The sequence below is a fragment of the Pseudomonas sp. S2_C11 genome (genome assembly GCF_054668395.1).
Map to the genome: position 1 here is coordinate 2,338,193 of NZ_CP162765.1, position 19,474 is coordinate 2,357,666.

22 protein-coding genes and 1 tRNA gene are annotated in these 19,474 nt (G+C 56.6%); 9 read left to right on the top strand and 14 right to left on the bottom strand.

Going from position 1 to position 19,474, the window contains the following annotated elements:
- Positions 1 to 13: 13 nt before the first annotated feature.
- Positions 14 to 1,159 carry an NAD(P)/FAD-dependent oxidoreductase gene (locus AB4N48_RS10570; RefSeq protein WP_460095556.1) on the bottom strand — a complete coding sequence of 382 codons (1,146 nt, stop codon included), beginning with the start codon at positions 1,157 to 1,159 and terminating at the stop codon, positions 14 to 16.
- A 364-nt stretch (positions 1,160 to 1,523) separates the two neighbouring features.
- Between AB4N48_RS10570 and AB4N48_RS10575 the strand changes: the two genes are divergently transcribed.
- Entirely contained in the window at positions 1,524 to 2,360 is an 837-nt protein-coding gene (locus AB4N48_RS10575) for an MliC family protein (RefSeq protein WP_460095379.1), read from the top strand.
- Positions 2,361 to 2,633: 273 nt separating this feature from the next.
- Here AB4N48_RS10575 and AB4N48_RS10580 read toward each other — a convergent pair whose 3' ends face one another.
- Positions 2,634 to 3,635: a zinc-dependent alcohol dehydrogenase family protein gene (locus tag AB4N48_RS10580; protein ID WP_460095380.1), complete on the bottom strand. Its 1,002-nt coding sequence runs from the start codon at positions 3,633 to 3,635 to the stop codon at positions 2,634 to 2,636.
- Positions 3,636 to 3,743: 108 nt separating this feature from the next.
- Here AB4N48_RS10580 and AB4N48_RS10585 point away from each other — a divergent pair, with 108 nt between their 5' ends.
- The gene (locus tag AB4N48_RS10585) at positions 3,744 to 4,625 is read left to right on the top strand and encodes a LysR family transcriptional regulator (protein WP_460095381.1); all 882 of its coding nucleotides are present in this window, start codon (positions 3,744 to 3,746) and stop codon (positions 4,623 to 4,625) included.
- Between the two features lie 186 nt (positions 4,626 to 4,811).
- Here AB4N48_RS10585 and AB4N48_RS10590 read toward each other — a convergent pair whose 3' ends face one another.
- The 10 genes from AB4N48_RS10590 to AB4N48_RS10635 form a co-directional block, all read right to left on the bottom strand.
- Positions 4,812 to 5,441 (bottom strand): cysteine hydrolase family protein, encoded by a 630-nt coding sequence (locus AB4N48_RS10590; protein ID WP_460095382.1) that lies wholly within the window; start codon positions 5,439 to 5,441, stop codon positions 4,812 to 4,814.
- Between the two features lie 84 nt (positions 5,442 to 5,525).
- Positions 5,526 to 6,554 carry a D-cysteine desulfhydrase family protein gene (locus tag AB4N48_RS10595; RefSeq protein ID WP_236168808.1) on the bottom strand — a complete coding sequence of 343 codons (1,029 nt, stop codon included), beginning with the start codon at positions 6,552 to 6,554 and terminating at the stop codon, positions 5,526 to 5,528.
- Positions 6,555 to 6,651: 97 nt separating this feature from the next.
- Positions 6,652 to 7,308: a DsbA family oxidoreductase gene (locus AB4N48_RS10600; RefSeq protein ID WP_460095383.1), complete on the bottom strand. Its 657-nt coding sequence runs from the start codon at positions 7,306 to 7,308 to the stop codon at positions 6,652 to 6,654.
- Positions 7,305 to 7,520 (bottom strand): tautomerase family protein, encoded by a 216-nt coding sequence (locus AB4N48_RS10605; protein ID WP_024012974.1) that lies wholly within the window; start codon positions 7,518 to 7,520, stop codon positions 7,305 to 7,307. The genes AB4N48_RS10600 and AB4N48_RS10605 overlap by 4 nt, the downstream gene beginning before the upstream one ends.
- Positions 7,521 to 7,731: 211 nt before the next feature.
- Positions 7,732 to 8,199 (bottom strand): HvfA family oxazolone/thioamide-modified RiPP metallophore, encoded by a 468-nt coding sequence (locus AB4N48_RS10610; protein ID WP_041480354.1) that lies wholly within the window; start codon positions 8,197 to 8,199, stop codon positions 7,732 to 7,734.
- 252 nt (positions 8,200 to 8,451) lie between these two features.
- Complete coding sequence (locus AB4N48_RS10615) at positions 8,452 to 9,243, bottom strand: HvfC family RiPP maturation protein (RefSeq protein WP_460095384.1); 792 nt, start codon at positions 9,241 to 9,243, stop codon at positions 8,452 to 8,454.
- Entirely contained in the window at positions 9,236 to 10,120 is an 885-nt protein-coding gene (locus tag AB4N48_RS10620) for an HvfB family MNIO-type RiPP peptide maturase (RefSeq protein ID WP_252884224.1), read from the bottom strand. The genes AB4N48_RS10615 and AB4N48_RS10620 overlap by 8 nt, the downstream gene beginning before the upstream one ends.
- Positions 10,121 to 10,233: 113 nt before the next feature.
- Positions 10,234 to 10,653: an organic hydroperoxide resistance protein gene (locus tag AB4N48_RS10625; protein ID WP_056786037.1), complete on the bottom strand. Its 420-nt coding sequence runs from the start codon at positions 10,651 to 10,653 to the stop codon at positions 10,234 to 10,236.
- 61 nt (positions 10,654 to 10,714) lie between these two features.
- The gene (locus AB4N48_RS10630; RefSeq protein WP_460095386.1) at positions 10,715 to 11,230 is read right to left on the bottom strand and encodes an HvfX family Cu-binding RiPP maturation protein; all 516 of its coding nucleotides are present in this window, start codon (positions 11,228 to 11,230) and stop codon (positions 10,715 to 10,717) included.
- A gap of 373 nt (positions 11,231 to 11,603) precedes the next feature.
- Positions 11,604 to 12,665, bottom strand: coding sequence for an SDR family oxidoreductase (locus AB4N48_RS10635; RefSeq protein ID WP_460095387.1), 1,062 nt, complete (start codon positions 12,663 to 12,665; stop codon positions 11,604 to 11,606).
- A 102-nt stretch (positions 12,666 to 12,767) separates the two neighbouring features.
- Here AB4N48_RS10635 and AB4N48_RS10640 point away from each other — a divergent pair, with 102 nt between their 5' ends.
- Both AB4N48_RS10640 and AB4N48_RS10645 read left to right on the top strand, forming a co-directional pair.
- Positions 12,768 to 13,400, top strand: coding sequence for a dTMP kinase (locus AB4N48_RS10640; RefSeq protein ID WP_460095388.1), 633 nt, complete (start codon positions 12,768 to 12,770; stop codon positions 13,398 to 13,400).
- Positions 13,401 to 13,508: 108 nt separating this feature from the next.
- Entirely contained in the window at positions 13,509 to 13,874 is a 366-nt protein-coding gene (locus AB4N48_RS10645) for a low affinity iron permease family protein (protein ID WP_150742172.1), read from the top strand.
- A gap of 74 nt (positions 13,875 to 13,948) precedes the next feature.
- Here the strand turns inward: AB4N48_RS10645 and AB4N48_RS10650 are convergent, their stop codons facing one another.
- Both AB4N48_RS10650 and AB4N48_RS10655 read right to left on the bottom strand, forming a co-directional pair.
- Positions 13,949 to 15,067: a hypothetical protein gene (locus AB4N48_RS10650; RefSeq protein WP_460095389.1), complete on the bottom strand. Its 1,119-nt coding sequence runs from the start codon at positions 15,065 to 15,067 to the stop codon at positions 13,949 to 13,951.
- A 126-nt stretch (positions 15,068 to 15,193) separates the two neighbouring features.
- Entirely contained in the window at positions 15,194 to 15,535 is a 342-nt protein-coding gene (locus AB4N48_RS10655) for a helix-turn-helix domain-containing protein (RefSeq protein WP_305380790.1), read from the bottom strand.
- 221 nt (positions 15,536 to 15,756) lie between these two features.
- On the opposite strand from AB4N48_RS10655, the gene AB4N48_RS10660 reads away from it, so the two are divergent.
- From AB4N48_RS10660 to AB4N48_RS10680, 5 genes are all read left to right on the top strand, one after another.
- Entirely contained in the window at positions 15,757 to 16,014 is a 258-nt protein-coding gene (locus AB4N48_RS10660) for a DUF2357 domain-containing protein (protein ID WP_353956547.1), read from the top strand.
- Positions 15,908 to 16,561, top strand: a complete 654-nt coding sequence (locus tag AB4N48_RS10665) for a nuclease domain-containing protein (protein ID WP_460095390.1) — start codon at positions 15,908 to 15,910, stop codon at positions 16,559 to 16,561. Before AB4N48_RS10660 ends, AB4N48_RS10665 begins: the two co-directional genes overlap by 107 nt.
- A 283-nt stretch (positions 16,562 to 16,844) precedes the next feature.
- A tRNA-Lys gene (locus tag AB4N48_RS10670) sits at positions 16,845 to 16,919 on the top strand.
- 25 nt (positions 16,920 to 16,944) lie between these two features.
- On the top strand, positions 16,945 to 17,655 hold the full coding sequence (locus AB4N48_RS10675) for a hypothetical protein (protein ID WP_460095391.1): 711 nt from the start codon (positions 16,945 to 16,947) through the stop codon (positions 17,653 to 17,655).
- On the top strand, positions 17,616 to 19,265 hold the full coding sequence (locus tag AB4N48_RS10680; RefSeq protein WP_460095392.1) for a hypothetical protein: 1,650 nt from the start codon (positions 17,616 to 17,618) through the stop codon (positions 19,263 to 19,265). Before AB4N48_RS10675 ends, AB4N48_RS10680 begins: the two co-directional genes overlap by 40 nt.
- Positions 19,266 to 19,474 lie beyond the last annotated feature (209 nt).

Genomic DNA, 19,474 nt, shown 5'->3' on the forward strand with positions numbered 1-19,474 from the left:
GCCGATTTCTGCCTCACAAGAGGCTTCCCTCCGCTTGCAAAAATCGATCAGGCCGGCATGGGCAAAGGGCACTGGATACCTTGTCATCGATGATCTCCTCGCTGGCCAGACGTCCCACTATCGCCGCCAAAGTAATTCCAGGGTGCATCGCACAAACGTAGACGCCACCTACATTGGGGAGATAACCGATGATGGGGATGCCATCGGCAGGCATGGGCCTGAGGCCGACACAAGCCCGTTCCGGTTCTATGGAAACGACACCATGGAGTTCGTTCTGGATTGTCTTGGCCGTGCGAAGCGCTATCGCTGCCGGCTGATTTTCCACGGCATCGTTCAGATAATCTTCCGCCGCGAACAACGCACCATCCGAACTTTGCCGCACTTCCATGTTCAGATAATCTTCCGCCGCGAACAACGCACCATCCGAACTTTGCCGCACTTCCATTTCAGGGCTGGATATGAGGGTGTGTACGAGGTTGGGTTGTGACTTGTAACGGATGAAAATGGCAGGCGAGGCCTCTATTGGCAGGGACACTCCAAGCATGTCTGTCAGTTTCGTGATGCCTGCCCCGGCTGCCAATACGACAATATCGGCATCGATGACGCCTTTGGTTGTTTCGATTCCTGTCACCGTTGCGGTCTGGGTTACAAAACCGAGCACTCGCGTCTGAGTGAGAATCTTCGCCCCATATGCCTGCGCACCTGCGATCAACGCATGCGTAGCTGCCACTGCGTCCAGCGCTCCTTCTTCAGCCGCATACAGAGCAGACTGGGGAGGGTTCTTGAGATTTGGTTCCAAGTCGAGGATCTGCGATCGAGACACCAGGTTTGCCGAAGCCTGGTGACCTGAGACTGGCAGCGCCTCAATCGCCATCGCACTGTAAGACAAGGCGCCTGTCCATCTTACCTCCAGACCAGGCAGCTGCGTTTCGAGTCGGCGGTACTCCTTGATGGCAGAACCGCGCAGTTGCGCGATTGGGTCGGGTTCGGGGTGTGAGGTATTGAGCCAAGCGAATGAGCTGCCAGTCACTCCCGAAGATATATCTTCAGCTTCTACCAAAGTGACATTCGCGCCTTTACCTGCCAAGTGATACGCCAATGACGCGCCAACGATGCCTGCACCAATGACAACGACCCTTTTGCCCTGACCATTTCCCATATCAACCTCCGTTTTGTCGATGTGCCGATGGTACGGCAGCCGGATGATTTCATGACATGAGAACCTGATCGTTGAGCTTTTAAGTGTCTGCTTCTGGCCGAATCCGACAACGGTGCCGCGCGACTGATCCACCCCGGTCCTTCACCCACGTGGAGGGCACCACCATGTACATACACAATCGCCAAATATCGACATCTGGAAATTGCTGAGCAAACCCGAACTGTGCTGGAGGCCTGGACGCATCAGGCGTGCCTGCGCAGCGAGGACTTCTTATGCTGCAATCACTATTGACTCACCGATCGCTAGCGGATGAGACCGGCTAAGATGAGTGGTTGGCGACTGCGTAAATCCAGGCAAACCGCACATGCGCAAATATTTGGTCTTGCTATTGATTGGCGTCACAGGCGTTGCCAAGGCGCAATCTCAATGCTCAAACACGTGGTATCAATCGGTCGATAAGGTTCTGCATACGGCTGATATGCAAGGGCACGGACCGGATCTAGGTTCTGATGAATGGAAGTCAGTGATCGAGATAAAGCTGGGGGTTCAAGATGGGTCAGATGTCCCTGAGCGAAGCTCCGAACAGTGGTGCAATTACATTGATCAGCAAATCAGTGCGATACAGTCGACCGGGGCGCGCACGGGAACATCGTCGGCTATCAATTCGTCACCTGGTCCATCTTACGATTGCTCAAAGGCGGAGCCTGGCGGTGTCGAAGCATTGATATGTGAAGACAAGGAATTATCTGCCCTCGATCGCAAACTCTCGGCAGTGTATGCCAGTGCGAGTATCAAGGCTGGCAACGAGCATCCTCCAATGCTCAAAGCAGAGCAGCGGGGGTGGATCAAGGGGCGGGACGATTGCTGGAAGAGTGATGACGTCGGTGCATGCCTGCGCATGGAATACCATAACCGTATCGCTGAGTTGCAAGCACGGTACCGACTGATCTCTGGCACTGGGCCTGTCTTTTACGAATGCGACGGCAACCCTGCAAACGAGGTAACTGTCAGGTTCTTCGAAACTGATCCGCCGACATTAATAGCCGAGCGTGGCGACAGCGTATCGCTGATGTACCAGCAACTGCGTGGCATTGGCATCAAGTACGTCGGGCGTAATGAATCGCTTTGGGAACATAAGGCCGAAGCCATCATCACTTGGGGATATGGTGCGCCCGAAGAGCAATGCAAAAGAAAACCTTGAGCAGCGGTTTGTTCAGGCCAGGTAAATACAAATGGGTGAGAGGCCAGCTCTCATAGAAAGAGCCGCATACAGGAATCGGGTTGCCATCCATATGGTGTGCGGCCCATGCCAGTAGGTGTGCCGTACGTTCGGCAGCAACTGGCGACAGCGTTTTGCGCTGGAGAAGACCATGGGGGCGGCAGCTCTTGGCCGAAAGCGGTTGCCCTTGTGTGGCAACTAACGGCCAAAGGCGGACGCTTTTGGCCGTTAGCGCTATGAAGAGATTACAAGAAGCTATGCACCCACAAACTCGATCACCGTCTTGCCCTTGCCGCGGCCTTCGGCGACTTGGCGAAACGCCTCGTTGACGTCTTGCAGTGCAAAGTACTGTTGATCCACGCGGATCGTCAGTTGATCCGCGTTGGCCAGCGCAGCGGCCTCGCGCAGGATAGCGCCGTGATGTTCGCGTCCTTTGCCGGTGAGCAGCGGAGCCAGAGTGAAGACGCCCGAGTAGGTGGCACTTTTGAACGACAACGGTGCCAGGCTGTGCTGGCCCCAGCCCAGGCAGCTCAGCACGTGCCCGGTATAGGCTTTCACGGCTTGGAATGATGCATCCAGCGTGCTGCCGCCGACGGTGTCGTAGACAATGTCGAACCCTTCGGCGGCGGTGTAGTGCTCGACATAATCCTCAACGCTCTGTGCCTGATAGTCGATCGCCGTCGCCCCCAGCGAGCGTATGAAGTCCAGACTGCCCGCCGAACCGGTGGCGTAGACATCGGCACCGCGAGCCTTGGCCAGTTGCACAGCCACTTGGCCGACCCCGCCCGCGCCGCCATGAATCAGGACGCGCTGACCGGAGCGGACATTGGCGCGATCGACCAGACCTTCCCACGCGGTGATGAATACCAAAGGCAATGCAGCCGCCTCACGCATGCTGAGGGTCTGTGGCTTGACCGCGATCAGGCGGGCATCCACGGCAATGTACTCGGCCATGGTGCCTTGGGCACCGCCGATCCCGCCGGGCATGCCGAAGACTTCCTGGCCCGGGGTGAACCCGTCGACCGCTTCGCCCACTTCGACGACCGTACCGGCGAGGTCAAGGCCGAGCACGGCCGGCAGCTGTTGACGGGCGTGAGCCCCTGCGCCGGCGGCAATTTTGGTATCGAGCGGATTGACCCCTGCGGCGTGAACCTTGACCAATACTTGCCCCTTACCGGCAACAGGGCGATCGATGTGACGGATGGCCAGCGGGGATTGAGCGGACTCGGCGATGGCGACAAGCATGGAATGTTTCATGACGGGAACCTGTGTTGGGATGGACGCTTACAGATTGCCGCGCTTTAATCATTCCGATAAGAAACCCAATGTGCATATGACTTATTCCCCAAAGAGAACCAATCGTCGATGGATCTGTTCGACAGCATGCATGTCTTTGTTCGCGTCGTGGAGCGCGGGTCTTTCTCGGCGGTCGCCCGTGAACTGAACATGGGGCAGCCGGCAGTGAGCAAGCAAGTGCGCGCGCTGGAGCAGTATCTGGGTGGGCCATTGTTCGCACGCAGCACTCGGCATTTGGCCCTGACCGACCAAGGTCAACGCTTCTACGACCACTGCCAGGAAATTCTCGGCCACGTCGAAACTGCCACGCGAAGCTTCACCAGTGGCCAGGAGCAGATTGCCGGCCCTTTACGAGTCGCCGCTCCGGTCAGTTATGGAAGGTTATGCATCGCACCGCTCATAGGGACTTTCCTGCAACGCCATCCTGATGTGCGGATTGACCTGCGGCTGAGTGACCACAATGAAGATCTGCTCAAGGAAAACATCGATCTGGCTATCCGCATTGGCGTGGTGAAGAGCGAGGGATTGGTGGCACTGCCACTGGGCAATAGCCCACGGCGTGTCTATGCCGCGCCCGCTTACCTGGCTCTGCACGGCGTGCCACGTGAGCCCAGCGAACTGTCCGATCACAACTGCATCGGCTTCACGTTGCTGGAGCATTACGACCGTTGGCACTTTACCCACAGCGCCGAAGAACTCGATGTAGCCATTCAGGGCAACGTCACCAGCAACAGCAGCGAGGCCATCCGCGAAATGGTGCTCTGCGGCTTGTGTATTTCCCTCTCACCGCAATGGCTGTTCACAGCTGACGTCGAGCAGGGCAGGGTGAGTACCGTACTCGACAACTATCAGACCAGCGCGCTGCCTGTCAGCGCCGTACTCAGCCGCGAGCGACGACGTTCAGCGCGGACGATGGCGTTCATCGATTTTCTACGCGAGCAATTGTTGTAGCAGCGTTTCGCTTGGAAGACGGATCTACATGGACCATCAGCGAATTTTCCTGCCATTGAAGCCGTCACTAACACGTGACTCAAGCTGATTTCTGCACAGCTCTTATTGGCCGTCGATCAAGCGCTGAGTTGTCCCTGGAGTGAGCGCGCTACGGCAAACTGGCGAAATCGGTGAGGTTCATCGCCATTACACCTGCGCTGCAAGCGCCTCAATCAGTTCTTGGGTAGTCACGATTGAATGAGCGAAAGTCGGCCCGTTCAACTCGTGGGCGGCGTGCATCATTTCCGCACGGAAAGCGGCGGTCGCATCGCGCACCAGCGTGACGTGGTAGCCCAGTTCCGAGGCGTAGCGGGCGGTCGCTTCGATGCAGGTGTTGGCGAGCAGGCCGACGATGATGACGTGGGTGATACCTTTCTGCTTCAAACGAAAATCAAGGTCGGTATTGGCAAAGCCGCTGGAGCCCCAGTGCTCCTGCACGACAATGTCGCCGTCCTTCGGTGCGAAATCGGGATGCCATTCGCCGCCCCATTCACCGCTTGCGAAGTGGTGCATGTGCATGATTTTGCATTGGGTAGGTGTTGGATGGTCCCAGCCTTCATAGTCGCCATGTTCCCAGCGGTGGTGCGGCACGATGACCACCGGAATGTTCTGCGCCCGTACGGCGCGATCGAGCGCCCGCAGGTTGTCGAGCAGCCCGACCTGCTCGGCAATCGGCTTGATCAAGGGGAAGACCTTGCCGTTTTCCGAGAGAAAATCGTTGTACGGATCGACCAGCAGATAAGCGGTCCGGTTCAGCGGATAAGGGGCGTTCGACATGACGATGTACTCCACGCAAGTTAAGTGACCGATGCCGTGGGCTCGCCCGGACATCAGTTTTTTATGACGACGAAAAAGCTCAAGTCAGTTGAAGGCGCTGCGGTAGGCAAAGAGGCCAGGCAAGCCGCCGGTCATCACAAACAGCAGATTGCTTCCTGGCGGGTAGTCGCCCCGGCGCACGGCAGCGAGCAACCCGGCGAAGGCCTTGCCACCGTAGACCGGATCCGTCAGCAAGCCCTCAAAGGAGGCCAGCAGCCGGACCGCTTCGAGCATCGATTCGGTGGGGGCGCCATAGGCGTCGCCACGTTGACTGCCATCCACAGTGATTGCGCTTTGCAGAAGGGTTGCGGACGGGTCCAGGAGCTGCAAGGTTTCCCGAGTTTTTCCCAGGGTCGCGGCCGTGGCCTGCTCCTCAGTTGCCAATACCGAATAGCCGATAACTTCGGTTGATGATCGAGCCAGTGCCAGACCGGCCTGCAGTCCTGAATGGGTCCCTGCGCTGCCGTTGGGGATGATGATCCGCTCGAAGTGAACGCCGAGCGCGTCTGCCTGGCGGAGGATCTCTCCCGCACAAGCGGCGTAGCCCAGACTGCCCCTGGGGCTGGAGCCGCCCAATGGTATGAGGAAGGGTTTTTTGCCCTGGCTTTTGAGCGCGCTAAGCAATTCACCAGCGTAGCTATCGGGCGTCAAACCGCGCGGCAGTCGATGGACCTTTGCGCCAAACAGGCCATCGAGCAATACGTTGCCGTTATGACAAAAATCATCATCGCTGCGCACCGCAGACGGAGTCAGAATAAGCTCGCAGGCCAAGCCGTGGCGGGCCGCGACGGCGGCGGTCAATCGGGCATGATTGGATTGAAAACCACCCCAGGTAACCAGTGTGTCCGCGCCTTCGGCCAATGCTTCGCCAAGCAAAAATTCGAGTTTGCGCAGTTTGTTGCCACCGCCGCCGAGGCCCATCAGGTCATCGCGTTTGACGTAGAGATCGCAGCCATGCAGCTCGGCGGCCCGGCTCAGGCGGGACAGCTTCTGAATCGGTGTCGGGCCTTCCAGCAGCGCCACTCGGGGGTAAGCAGCCAGCGCAGTTTCCAGTTGATTCAAGTCGTGAGGCATGACGGTTCACTTGACGTTGATGGAAGGAAGTGGGGCGGTCACTTCAACAAGCCCCGGCGAAATGCTTAATAACTGAGATTGCAGTTAAGTCGCTTTGTCAGGCAGTGGCGGACTCTCGTGCCACTTGCCTGAGGATTTGTTCGTATTCCTTGACGGATAGCGATCCGGACACCAACTGACGACCGTTCAGCACCATGGCCGGGACCGAGTTAATCCCGCGCTCAAGATAAAAACCTTCAAGTTCACGGACCTCGAGAGCGAATGCCTCGCTAGTCAAAATCTCGCGGGCGCGGGTGGTTGAAAGTCCAGCTTCACCGGCCAGGCGCACCAGTGTTTCGTGGTCGCTGGGGTTCTCGCCATTGGTGAAATAAGCCTCGATCAGGATTTTCTTCAGCGCGACCTGGCGGCCTTCCTGCACGGCCCAGAGCAGAAGGCGATGGGCATCGAAGGTGTTGTAGAAATGGCTGCGCTTGTCCAGGTCGAACTGAAAACCGATGGCTTTGCCGCGCGCGACGATCATTTCATTGCGCGAGGCGACTTCTTCGGCGCTGCGCCCGTATTTGCGCATCATGTGCTTGATGGCGTGCTCGCCCTCGGCCGGCATGTCCGGGTTCAGTTCGAAGGGCTTGAAGGTCAGCTCCACGGCAACCTCGCCGGCAACATTGGCGATGGCTTGTTCCAGCGCTGTGGCGCCGAGTGCGCACCAGGGGCACACCACATCCGACACAAAGTCGATACGGACGGCAAAAGTCATTTCTTCGACTCCGCCAGCTGTTGGCGGTACTCGGTGGTGGTAATTCCGGCATAGCCCCAGTTATCGGTGTCGACCTCTTCAATGACGATATGGGTGAGGTGCGGGTCCTTGTTGAGGACGGTTTGCATGGTTTTGGTGATCTCGGCGATGACTTGGGATTTCTGTTCTTTGGTGACGCCGTCGCGAGTGATACGAACGCTGATGAAAGGCATGGGATAAGTCTCCTGTAGGCGCCCCATCGATATGAAAAGGGGAGCAGTGGGATGGACTTTAGAGTGTTGCGTTCAGGGGATAAATCAGGGGCGGAGAACATCACTTATAACGCGGTGTAATTAATACAACTCTGGCATTGGGGCTTTGCAGAAGATAAATCGCCCTCCCTGGCTGCAGGCGCGGGGAGGGCGAATGCTACGGCGGGAGGAATCAGTTCTGCGCTTTGCTCATGCGGGTAAATAGCTCGGTTGGGACTTTTTTGCCATTGGAGATGTACTGGTTGGTTCTGAACTTGTAGACCTCACCTTCCGAAAGAAAACCATCGTGGTTGGTGTCCATCGCTTTGAATTCTTCACCGCCCTGAGGTGCCACAGCCAGCAGCTCTTTAAGAGAGACGAGGCCATCATGGTCGGTATCTGTGCGGGCGAAAGAGTCGTCCCCACATTTGCCTTCACCGCACTTGCCTTCGGCAGTAGCGGACTTGTCGCTGGCTTCGCTGGCGCCGCATTTGCCTTCGCCACACTTGCCTTCGCCGGTTTTATCGGCCGATGCCAGTTGGTAGCCTTGGGGCAATGGCTCAACAGCAAAAGCGGCAGACGATGCCAGGCTCATGCCACCGGCTAAAGCAATTGCGGCCAGGCCGAGACTGGTTTTGTTCGACATTGGTTTACGGTACATAGTGCTTCTCCAGATGCTTTGCGCGGCGAGGCCGCGGTTCATGCCACAGGGCGGATAGACCCTCAAGGAAGCTCGAGGCGAAGGGCGCAAGCGTCGTCCACTTCGACAGAGCGACCCTATTCGGGCAGGCCTATTTAGCGGGAGTCATGTATCGGCGATGTATCGGCGAGCGGAGCATTTGTAAGCCAATCCCAAGACTTCGCGTTTGGGTACATAGAGATACGAAAACTGACCTCAGCCTTTGCGCGTCAGTCAGGACAACAGCTTTAAAACGGGTGTCGCGGCTACGCCGACGGCAGCTTGCGCATGCAGTTGGCGCAGCAGCACCAGTGCGTCAGCGACGAAGCTGGTCACGTCTGATGCACCAGCCTCCGCAGCCAAAGCGTGCAACTGCGCTCGACCATCCATGTCAGGGAACTGCTCGATCCGCTGCAACAAACGGAACGCGAGAGGGCTGACCTGGGAGAATTGCACCTGGCCACTCGGCACACGGCTGATCAGCAGCAACGTCGGTTGTTCTGGCGGTTCAGAAGGCAAGTGGCCTGGGCCGAGACGATGTACGGCCCAGGTGTAAGCCAGCGGCCAGACGAGCGGGGAAAGCCTGAGGGGACGATCGAGTAAATGCGCCGCATCACTGGGCTTTAAAGGCGCAGCGTCCAACTGTTGCAGCGCCATCTCCACCCACTCGTAATGAGCCAATTCAGGCAAGAACGGGTACCAAGGGTGTTCGTGACCGGGCGAGTCTTCCAGGCTCGCTACGAAGTCTACAAACTCACGAGCAATTTCTCCGAAGCGTGGTGTTTGCGCGCGGTAGTCACGCAAAAAACGTCGTACCAGCGCACGCCAACCGGCATCACCCAGTACGGCAATCAGCACCGGAAACGTTCCACCCAGCAACCCCAACAGATTGTTCAACACCAGGTTGAGGTAGACCTGCGCTCTTGCGGGATTCATCTGCGCAGGCGGCGCATAACTGTCCGGGTCACGCAGGTACCGGGTCAGCGCGAGCTGCTGACTGTGCAGACTTGAAGGGGAGTCAGCCATCGACAGTCACCCGCAACAAAGCATCCGCGTCGCGTTGCAAGCGCCTGATGGTATTCAGTTCAGCCACCAGTTCGTCGTAGGACGGAAAGTTGAAATCGCGCTCCAGCAGGGTTGGCTTCACGCCGAAAAGGCCATAAGCCTGGCCCAGCAATGACCAGACTACCGGTTTGACCGACGCACCATGGGTGTCGATGATCAGGTCCTCGGCTTCGTCGTAATGCCCAGCCACGTGCATGGCGACTACGCGTTCGGGTTCCAGGCCGGCGAGGAAAACCGCTGGATCAAAGCGGTGGTTGACTGAGTTGACGTACACATTGTTAACGTCGAGCAACAGGTCGCAATCGGCCTCGCGGAGCACTGCATTGGTAAAAGCAAGTTCGTCCATGTCCTGATGAGCAGCGGCGTAGTAAGAGACGTTCTCTACAGCAAGACGACGACCGAGAATGTCCTGCGCACGACGGATGCGCGCCGCAACGTGATGAACGGCCTCCTCAGTGAATGGCAACGGCAGCAGGTCGTATAAATGGCCATCGTCACTGCAGTAACTGAGGTGTTCGCTATAGAACGGCACGTTGAAGCGATCGAGAAACCCGCGGACTTGCTCAAGAAAAGATTCGTCCAGCGGCGCACTGCCACCCAGCGAAAGTGACAAGCCGTGGCATGACAGCGGATAACGTTCAGCTAGCATCTGCAGGGCCGCTCCATGCGCGCCGCCGATGCCGATCCAGTTCTCTGGAGCAACCTCTAGAAAATCGAAATCACCGACTGGAGCGTCACGAAGCGTGTTGAGCAGCGCACGGCGCAACCCGAGCCCGACGGTCGCCGCAGGGGGAAGCTGTGGATCTAAATGCGTTGATGATGAAGTGTTCGTTTGCATGAGCTAAATACTCCGATTCGACGTCTGAAACGCCCGATCCACGCCACCTCCACGGTCACCTATGGCAGCCGGGCGGGCATGGATCGGGCGGTTGAAACCCGCCACGGTTCTGCTCAAACGAGGTTGATCACCACGTTGATGTTGTTCCGCGTCGCTTTGGAGTACGGGCATGTCTGGTGTGCGGTATCGATCAGGTCTTGGGCGACGTTGCGATCCAGCCCGGGAAGGAAGACGTTGAGGCGAGCCTGGAGGAAATACGCACCATCTGTTGTGCCTAGATCCACTTCGGCGTCGACGGCAAGGTCACCCGGGAGGGTGACTTTCAGCTTGCTCGCCGCAATCCCCATCGCGCCGATAAAACAGGCCGACCAACCTGCGGCGAACAACTGCTCTGGGTTGGTACCGGCGCCAGAGGTGCCAGGCGATGACAGCTTTATATCCAGTCGGCCATCGTCACTGAGGGCGGTGCCATTGCGTCCACCCGAAGAGGTATGGACTTTGCCGGTGTACAGCACTTTATCAATATGGGTCATGGCGAAACTCCTGATTAACTAGTGGGGGTTGAGAGCGATACCCTTGATGACGCGATAACACTCAGCGTGCATTCAAACGCTTGAGATACCGACCGATGAATGCATCCAGGCTTAGCTTGCCGGCGCCTGTGAATACCAGTGGCAGAAGTGCGACGAGATAGATCAACGGCAGCTTGAAATTGCCGTAGCCTTTGTTGCTGATGGAGTAGCCCATAGCCAGTTCGCTCAACGTCGACCACTCTGCTGGCCAGTGAACTGCGGCAGTTGCCACGACGGTGACCACTATGAGGATCAGTGCCGAGAGGTGTGTACCCAGGCCTACAAGCAAAGCAATGGAACAGAGCAGCTCTGCCCACATGGATAACTGCCAATTCAACGTAGCCGGCAGCTGATTGAAAGGAAAAGGAAAGGCCCCTTGAATGCTCGGGAACCAGTTCTCACCGTTCCACTTTTCCCATCCCGCTTCAAAAAACTCCCAGGCCAGAAACACGCGCAGGCTCAAAGGGGCGATCCAGTCCCCAGCGCGATCGAGATTAAGTTGCAGCCGGTTCAAGACCGATGACGCGTTTGTTTGCATGGGTTTAATCCTCCGACTTGTCGTCAAGAAAGTGGAAGCCGTTAAGGTGCTCCCAATGACAGGTGTCAGGCACAGGAGCACTGCGCTGGCCGTGGGCGCAGTTCATCGTGCTGGTGTATCTCGCTTGTGTCTGAGGGGGCGGGAAGATCAATGTTGTGTAACGTGTTTGCGTCCGTACACACTTGGATACAGAGCAGTGCCTGTCGAAGGCGCTATTTTGGAGTTGGGCTATACGATTGGCTGCGTTCTGCCGGTGACTGGCAGGAGGATTTCACAGGGCGAATGAAAGTCGCAGATGTGGGGGGCGAGGGCGTGGAAATGACTGTTGAATGAGGGGGCACGCCAGGTGCCCACCTTATCTGTCTGGAACCGCCTAGGGGATCAAGCGCATCTCCCGCAGTTTGTCGAACACGTCGAAAAATGCCTGATCGCTCGCCTGGTAGGCAGTGAAGCCCATCAGGCGGCTTTTCGACATATCCGTGACCACTTCGATAGGGCGACCGAGATCTGCATCGGTATGCCATGGGGAAATCAGGCGATCGATATCGGATTCTTTCAAACCGTGCTCCGCGACTATTTGCGTCCAAACGGCTTGATCGTCAGCCATCTGCTTTTCAAGGGGTGAGGCTGAAGCGGGATAATCGGCAGCAGGCAGGTCGAAGTATTCGGCAATTCGGCTCCACATCCATTTCCAGCGGAATATATCGCCATTGGTGATATTGAATGCCTGATTCGCCGCAGCCGGTGTGGTGGCCGCCCACAGTTGTTGTTTCGCCAACTGCCGCGCATCGGTCATGTCGGTGAGGCTGTCCCACTGCACCCTGGAACCGGGAAACACAAAAGGGCGATTGGTGTGCTTGCAAATCGAGGCATAGACGGCGAGGGTGGTCGCCATGTTCATCGCATTGCCCACGGCCACCCCAGTGACGGTATGCGGGCGATGAACGCTCCACGTGAAGCCATCCTTTTCAGCCGCGGCGAAGAGTTCGTCTTCCTGAGCGTAATAGAAATTCTCGACATCCAGACGACCCTGTTCTTCGCGAAACGGCGTCTGTGGCAGGCTGCCTTTACCATAGGCTTCGAACGGGCCGAGGTAGTGTTTCAGGCCGGTAACCAGTGCTACGTGTTTGACGCTTTTCGCTGGGCGAATGGCGGCGAGGACGTTGCGCACCATGGCGGCATTGACGCGAATGTTCTCGGCCTCCGTGGCTTGCCGCGACCATGTGGTAATGAACACATGCGTGGGTTTCACATCCCTCAGCGCATGTTCCAGTGAAGCAGGGTCCTGAAGGTCTGCCGCGACAGGCATCACGCCTTGAACTTGCGATGGATGCCTCGACAGCGCGGCGACCTGCCACTGGTTGTCGATAAGTAACTGGGTGATGGCGCTGCCGACAATGCCGCTGGCGCCCACGACTAGAGCTGTCTGGGTCATAGGTTTCTCCTGAATTCAGGTTTGGGAGTCCGCCTGAGCAGAAGAGGTTCAACCTGAAAATCCGTTAGAGTGTTCACCACTCCCCGTTAAAGCCTGTGAACAATGACTCGTCCGCTGTTTATTTCTCTTGATGGCCCCAAAGGCGTCGGCAAAACCTCGCTGTTGGAGGCGATCACTGAAGTCTTGAGGGCAGACAACCAGAAAGTCATCCGGTTGTGCGAGAAAAAAAGCGACCCGTTCAGGGGCGAGACAATGCATCTGGTGAACCGACTCGTCCGACATCCTGACCGGGATCTGGAACTGGAAGTTTGCCAACGCCTGGCTGACAGCCGCCGCTGGATTTCCCAGCACGTGCTGACCAAACAGCCTGCCGACAGCATCATCCTGATTGATCGCTGGTACCCGTCCGATGCGGCGTTTCGCCGGATGGTCCCGTTTGCTGAAATCCTGCAATTAAACCGTGATCGCAACGTTCAGGTGCCCGACCTGCATGTTGGCGTGGTCACGGCGGCGGAGATTTCGTGGGTGAGGGCGGGGGCGCGACGGCGTGGCTTGAGCAGTACTGTGCTTCGCGGTCTGGAGGAGCATGTCGACTGTACCCAGGCTTTTGAGCAAGCCGCTGCCGAACAGGGTTGGTTTATGTGCCGGAATGAGGGGAGGATCGAGGAGGCGACGGGGCGGGTGGTAGGGGAGATTAATCGGGTGGTGAGCCGCCGGTGCAGCCGCTCGATCTGACGCCTGAGCAATCGTGCGAATCTGCGCCACCGACGAGCGGCGCAAATATGACAAAGTATTTCGCCACCAAACGAGGTCAAGTGATTAGGTTTATTCAGAGGTTTCAAGATGAGATTTGCACGCTTTTGCCAGACACTGTCCAACTGGGCGGGTAGCCCCAAGACCTTTTTGACAGCGATTGTTCTGATCGTCGCGTGGGCTGGGACAGGGCCGTACTTTCATTACAACGACACTTGGCAACTGATCATCAACACCTCGACAACGATCATTACGTTCCTGATGGTATTCCTCATTCAAAACACCCAGAACCGCGACAATGACATTCTGCATCTGAAGATCGATGAGCTGATACGAGCTACCCACGAGGCACAGAATGCTACGCTGGGGCTGGAGCAAATGGGCTCGAGTGAGCTGCGAAAACTTCGTGAACAATACCGCATGCTGGGTGAGTCAGGGCAGATCAAGTTTGACTGAAACTGGCGAAGCACCCACAAAGCTACGGGGCCCCAGCATTGCGAACATTGCTGGAGCAACGCATCGATCGGCTATCAGTCGAAACTCAGTTCCTGAGTCTTGATGTGATTGGCCACTGCGCCGGAGATGGCGTCGAAGATTGCTTTTTCATTGTTGCTGTAGACCTCCATGTCGAGATCCAGGGTAATGGCAGCGCTGCGGATCATTACACCTTCATGGTGGTAGCTGACAAACAGTGAGTGCCAGTCTGTGAATTCCACATCCAACACGAGGTAAACCACTGTCACCGAAGCCATGCCCTGGTCGTTCTTGATGGGGCCAAAGGCGACAGTCGTGCGGCCGTCCTTAGTGCTGGCCTTGTTCCACCAGAAGGTCATGAAGTCGTGGGTGCCCGAATCGTTGGGATCCTTGGCCAAGAGCGTCGCGAGCTGCTTGAAACTCTCGAGTTCCGTCGCTCCCAGATACGTGCCAACGATGGTGGTCAGCAAACTACCGATGTCCACGTCACCTGAAGAGACATCCTGCCTGACCTGGCCACCGCTCGCAGCCTTCACGGTGAAGCCCAGATCAGTCAGTTGGTAAACCACGGCATCGAACCATTGCTTCGTCTGCAGATAGTCCGTATTGGTGATGTCCACGCCCTTGTTTTTCAGGACGGCGCGCGCGGCCCCCTGTGCGTAGAGGTTCAGGTGAGAGTAAGCGCTGACCTGCTCTGGGGTAGCATCGGTCATGGCATAAACCAACTGCGAATCGATGGCTGTGGCATCAATTGTCGTCGTTGCGCATGTGTTACCAGCAACTACGCTACCAAGCTTAGGTGGCGCAAGGGCCGGCCATGCGCAGGTAATGATCCTGCTGGTAAATCCCACACCTTCACGAAGATAGGCTTGACGAGAGCGCCAGTCTGGATGGGACGTACGGTCGATGGTGAAAGGGACGTCACGCAACCCTTCGGGTGGGTTACCTATGGACTTGTCGATTGCCACGTTGAGCCTCTTCAGCAGCCCGTCGCACTCGCATTTCGCGAAGACATTCAGGTGGTAGTTCAGGCCTTCTGTGTTGGTGACTTGCACGTGAGCACCAGCCCCCAGGGCCGCTTGGCAAGTTGAGATGTTCCGACCGAAAAGGCTGAACGTTTTCTGGGACTCGAACTTCACTTCTACATCAGCTTTTGCAGATTCCTTAGTGCACATGATGATCTCCAGCTCATACCCAGGCGTCATTGCTTGGGCATCTAGAAGTTATCAATATCGGACCCTTCGTGAAGCTCAGTCGGTTGAGCAGGGCTCACGAATTGCCCTGAAAATATTGCGTGGCGCTCAAGTTGCTGGAGTGGTTACTTCATCAAGAAACTTGGCGAGGTTACGAACGTCGTTGTCGGCCATTCTTTCAATCACGTCCGCGAGCGCTTTGCGATGCGGCGCGTCATGCATGGCGCCGAGCGAGTGCTGTCCACGGCCGAGCAGAAGCCAATCGGCATTGACGTTCAGCTCGACGCACAGCTTGGCGAAGTTCTCCATACTGATTGGCTCTGAACGAAACCACCGACTGAGGGCGCTGTCCGTCACACCGATTCGGTGTGACAGCGCGTAGAGTTTTGGAAACCCACGAAGGGTATATGCGAACTGAAGTCTCTCGCCGTAGCTTTTGATGCCATGCATTTCCATATCTTTCTTCGTCCTTTACTCGGAGAGGCATCGAAAGCTTCAGAAGTCCGCAGCCTCTCCGGGTTTAAGGCGGGTGAAGCCCCCAAGAGCGAATCGAGTGTGGTGAGAGGCACATGGCAGCGCGCCAACGATTGCTCTCGTCCATGCTAAAGACGAACTCATGTGCAGTGATATGAACTTTGCCGACTGAGAGCTCAGGTAGGTGTCCGGCCAAGGTGATTTTCTGGTTCGAGCGATTATGGCCTGAGCGCCAGCCAACGACTTGGTTTGCGAGGCTGAGGCGCTATGGGGATCGGTTTCACCGCGCGCTCAAACAGATATCTCAGCGGCCGTTAACAACCTTGAAGAGTGATCGCACGTCGGTGAGTGCGCACACGGTCAAGCGGTTGGACTCCGCATCCGTCTGCATACGCGCGAGCTTATCGGTTTGGTTGGTACGCGTTGCGTTCAGGTTGGTTGGGAAAGGATCCTGATGAGACGCTGTGGGTCAGCCCAACATGGGAGGTTTATGAGCGGTGGTGCTTTGTAACTGTAGTCTCACAGCTGCAACGTCAGTTTCCTGAACTCGTCTGGAGTCGTGAATATCGATCGATGGGTTTAAAAGAAATCGTGTGGCGGGGAATAGCGGCTGATGTGACCGTTGAGGCATGTTACCAAGTCCGATGCCCAGCGATTGATCAACCTGCGCATCGCGGTTTTCAAAGCTTATCGCGAGAGCGATATCCGGACATCGTCGTGACGTTGGACTCGCCTTCGACGAAGCGCTTCTTGGTTTTCGATGCGAAGTATCGCAGCGCCCGCGCCAGCCTCCTGGATGCAATGGAGTCAGCGCACATTTATCACGACAGTCTCCAGTGGAAGGGCATCAAGCCTGACGTTTCATTGCTGCTGATACCTAGGGCAGACAAAGTAACGGCGCTTATCAGCCCGACCTATCATGCGGACTATGGGGTCGGAGCCTGGCAAATCAGTGCAGAATCAGAAGGGAGGCACTGGGGATCGAACTCAAACGAATTCTGAGTGCAATACCAATCGCGGCCGCTCCAGCCCGTACAATTGCTATTGGAACGGCGAAGTAATCGATTACGCACAGTAGCGCTAAACTCGCTGACAATCCCGCAACCCGAAATAAAGTCGTCGGGCTCCAGGCGTATTGGTTCGCGACGCCGGTGCAAAGGACTCGATCGAACTGCGCTGGTCTTGACGACTCTTCCCGAGATCACCTGATTACGTTCAGGTTCACAAGCGGCAATATTTTCGATCTTCACAATCGTTCAGCGCTGGTGGACAATCCGCGCTCTGTTCCGGGGTAGTTCAGCGGTAGAACACTCGGCTCTTAACCGGGTGGGCGCTGGTTCGAATCCAGCCCCCGGACCCACAACATCGCAGGCTCGGAAGGACTCATGCTCAGGGACGATAGGGAATCGAATGCGAATGCCGGCATAGGTGCCGGCTATGCAGCCTTTCAACTGTCTCGGGCACTCGCTGCATCGGGCCTCGACGATAACGGACAGACGAGCAAGCGCATCGAGCGCTGGCGCAATGTAATCGAGCACATATTGCAGGGATCTGCGTCGTATGGCTCACGAACTCCATTCGCGGATGTGCCTGAGTGGGTCACGCTGGAAGTCGCCACGGGTGGTTTTGCCACTGGGCAGTACATGGCCGGTGGCGCACTGACCGAGTACGAGCGACATTTGGCTGCTTCGATTCCTGGTATCCGTCCTGGCTTCGAGCGATTCGATCTCAACACTTGGCACCTTACGGAGGAGGGGATTGAGGTACTGCAAACGAAGCTGGCGAGCGGGGATTATCGAATCGAGGTGCCAGAAGAAGCTGCACTGCTGACGGTGGCCTGGTTGCTGGGCCAACAACGTACAGAGAACGCATGGGACCTGGTTGAAGCGATAGCGCCTTTCTTTGAACAGCTGCGATTCTTTCCGATGGCTTCTGACGGTTCGCCGCTTCAGCAGGGCAAGTGCAGGTTTTTACTGTCGGTGATGTCAGAACCGTGCTTTCAAACCGCCCAGCACAGACGCGTCTGGCAGCGCAAAAACATGTCGTCGAGACTCGCTTGCCGCTCTACGATGCGGCGGTGTCGCTTTTCCTTTTGACGTATCAGGATGATTGGCCTTGCCGCCGGTATCCCCAAGGCTGGTTTGAGCAGGCGAATACTCTGAAGCGGCAGTTCGATGCTTCTTGCCCCAGCGCTTCAGGTGAAGCTGAAAGCTCAAGGGATCGGGCAGGGGAGTTGTTTGCATTGCTGGGGAGTTGCGCTAGCGATGCGGCGTCGCTTACGGGACGGCAAGTCGGACGAATTCGCAGGATCGTCGACGATTTCGTACGCAAGCATGGTCATCCCGAATCCGAATCTCATCAAAAGCACAGAGAGTCTCAACGCAGTCACGTGTCCTCACCCGGGCACCATCTATTTGCTAAAGCGGTTGCCGCACGTCTGAGCAGGTATCCCGGTTCGGACGGAGTTTCCGACTTTTCATCTCTGCTGCAACCCGTTACCTGCGAAGAAGCGACCGCATATTCGCTGTTAACAGGTATCGGCATTCCTACTGATATTCGTCGACGCGTCGAGCGGTGTCGAAAGGGCACAATTGCCGAGTTGATCGATAAGGGATTGATTACATCCGGGGATACCGTGGCGCGGCTGCTGCCAGCGATAACGGCTGAGATCTGCAGTGCAGGATTTCGCGATATGTCGCTGCGGATGCTCTCTGTAGCAACCTATCGCGCCTTTCGACAACGCCGATCATTGTTGCTGTTGGATCTGCAAAGTCAGGTCAGGATGAATGAATTGCCGTGGGTGGCGGCTGTTGAGGACCAGCGAGAAACGGACGCGGTGGTCGCTGACGCAGCCAGACAGGTCCTGATCGAATGCGCAGCGATGACTCTTTGCGCTTTTCCTCAAGCGATCCTGCCCAACAAACTCATTCAGGAATTTGCTGCGCTTGGTGCGATGGCCAAGCTGGATCTGCCTTTTGTCGAAGAAGTCGCCTCGGACATTTTCATGGGCGCTTTCTCGAACAAGTACATAAGAGCTGCCAGGCAGGCGGCATCTTTGACAGGTGGCACGCTATACGCCAATTACTACGACATTGATGCAAGCCAATTGGCGATGCTTCCTGATCAACCGAAATCCAGGCGGAAAAGGTTCTCCAGACCTGACGCGAGTTCCAGGGACGCATTGGCCAGATTGTGCTCCCAGCGGGCTGATGCGGACCTGGGGACATGGCGACCGGCGACTAACGGGAAAATCATCGAGCAACAACAGATCCTGACGACGCAAAACCTTGCGCTGTTGTTTGGTGAGCTCGGGTTGAAGGCGCTGTTGCAGCATCGCCTGGCTTCGATGGCCGAGGAATGCTTCAGATGGATATGCGTACGCCAGCAGATGAAGTTGCGGTTTTATCACTCCAGCCTGGTGGTGATCAAAAATACGGCTTATGCCTGGCGGCAAATGGTCTTTTATCTAGCGATGCTAGATGAGGCAGAAATGCGTTTCGCGATTGAACGTATCGAAGCTCATTTCGCGATTCAGCCTAGTGCATTTCGTGAAAGGTTTCTGCCGGCGATTAGAGGATTGCGAGTAGCGGCTTCTGGCGCACCGTTGACCGAGGCTCGCCAAGCAAGCGAAGGTGCTCAGGTTTTTATCGGATGGACTACCGAGAGACATTGGTTGTTGAAGCTGCAAACGAATGGCGTTGCTTAGACTGAGAGGTTGGGAGTGGTGGATCTGATATCTAAAGCCTGAGGCCGTTCGCATCCACGATTTAACATAATATACATTACACGTAACAAGATGTTACGGGCTTCGCATGGTTGTCGTAATTGCCACGCCTAATCGAAATCCACTGCCACGATAGATATTGCCAAACCTCTACCTCCGGTATTGCCGCAGATTTCCCCTTTCGATCATTC

What these genes read in the sequence shown, in the direction of transcription:
- AB4N48_RS10570 (WP_460095556.1), bottom strand. Translation starts at nt 1,159, where the DNA reads ATGGGAAATGGTCAGGGCAAAAGGGTCGTTGTCATTGGTGCAGGCATC.
- AB4N48_RS10575 (WP_460095379.1), top strand. Translation starts at nt 1,524, where the DNA reads ATGCGCAAATATTTGGTCTTGCTATTGATTGGCGTCACAGGCGTTGCC.
- AB4N48_RS10580 (WP_460095380.1), bottom strand. Translation starts at nt 3,635, where the DNA reads ATGAAACATTCCATGCTTGTCGCCATCGCCGAGTCCGCTCAATCCCCG.
- AB4N48_RS10585 (WP_460095381.1), top strand. Translation starts at nt 3,744, where the DNA reads ATGGATCTGTTCGACAGCATGCATGTCTTTGTTCGCGTCGTGGAGCGC.
- AB4N48_RS10590 (WP_460095382.1), bottom strand. Translation starts at nt 5,441, where the DNA reads ATGTCGAACGCCCCTTATCCGCTGAACCGGACCGCTTATCTGCTGGTC.
- AB4N48_RS10595 (WP_236168808.1), bottom strand. Translation starts at nt 6,554, where the DNA reads ATGCCTCACGACTTGAATCAACTGGAAACTGCGCTGGCTGCTTACCCC.
- AB4N48_RS10600 (WP_460095383.1), bottom strand. Translation starts at nt 7,308, where the DNA reads ATGACTTTTGCCGTCCGTATCGACTTTGTGTCGGATGTGGTGTGCCCC.
- AB4N48_RS10605 (WP_024012974.1), bottom strand. Translation starts at nt 7,520, where the DNA reads ATGCCTTTCATCAGCGTTCGTATCACTCGCGACGGCGTCACCAAAGAA.
- AB4N48_RS10610 (WP_041480354.1), bottom strand. Translation starts at nt 8,199, where the DNA reads ATGTACCGTAAACCAATGTCGAACAAAACCAGTCTCGGCCTGGCCGCA.
- AB4N48_RS10615 (WP_460095384.1), bottom strand. Translation starts at nt 9,243, where the DNA reads ATGGCTGACTCCCCTTCAAGTCTGCACAGTCAGCAGCTCGCGCTGACC.
- AB4N48_RS10620 (WP_252884224.1), bottom strand. Translation starts at nt 10,120, where the DNA reads ATGCAAACGAACACTTCATCATCAACGCATTTAGATCCACAGCTTCCC.
- AB4N48_RS10625 (WP_056786037.1), bottom strand. Translation starts at nt 10,653, where the DNA reads ATGACCCATATTGATAAAGTGCTGTACACCGGCAAAGTCCATACCTCT.
- AB4N48_RS10630 (WP_460095386.1), bottom strand. Translation starts at nt 11,230, where the DNA reads ATGCAAACAAACGCGTCATCGGTCTTGAACCGGCTGCAACTTAATCTC.
- AB4N48_RS10635 (WP_460095387.1), bottom strand. Translation starts at nt 12,665, where the DNA reads ATGACCCAGACAGCTCTAGTCGTGGGCGCCAGCGGCATTGTCGGCAGC.
- AB4N48_RS10640 (WP_460095388.1), top strand. Translation starts at nt 12,768, where the DNA reads ATGACTCGTCCGCTGTTTATTTCTCTTGATGGCCCCAAAGGCGTCGGC.
- AB4N48_RS10645 (WP_150742172.1), top strand. Translation starts at nt 13,509, where the DNA reads ATGAGATTTGCACGCTTTTGCCAGACACTGTCCAACTGGGCGGGTAGC.
- AB4N48_RS10650 (WP_460095389.1), bottom strand. Translation starts at nt 15,067, where the DNA reads ATGTGCACTAAGGAATCTGCAAAAGCTGATGTAGAAGTGAAGTTCGAG.
- AB4N48_RS10655 (WP_305380790.1), bottom strand. Translation starts at nt 15,535, where the DNA reads ATGCATGGCATCAAAAGCTACGGCGAGAGACTTCAGTTCGCATATACC.
- AB4N48_RS10675 (WP_460095391.1), top strand. Translation starts at nt 16,945, where the DNA reads ATGCTCAGGGACGATAGGGAATCGAATGCGAATGCCGGCATAGGTGCC.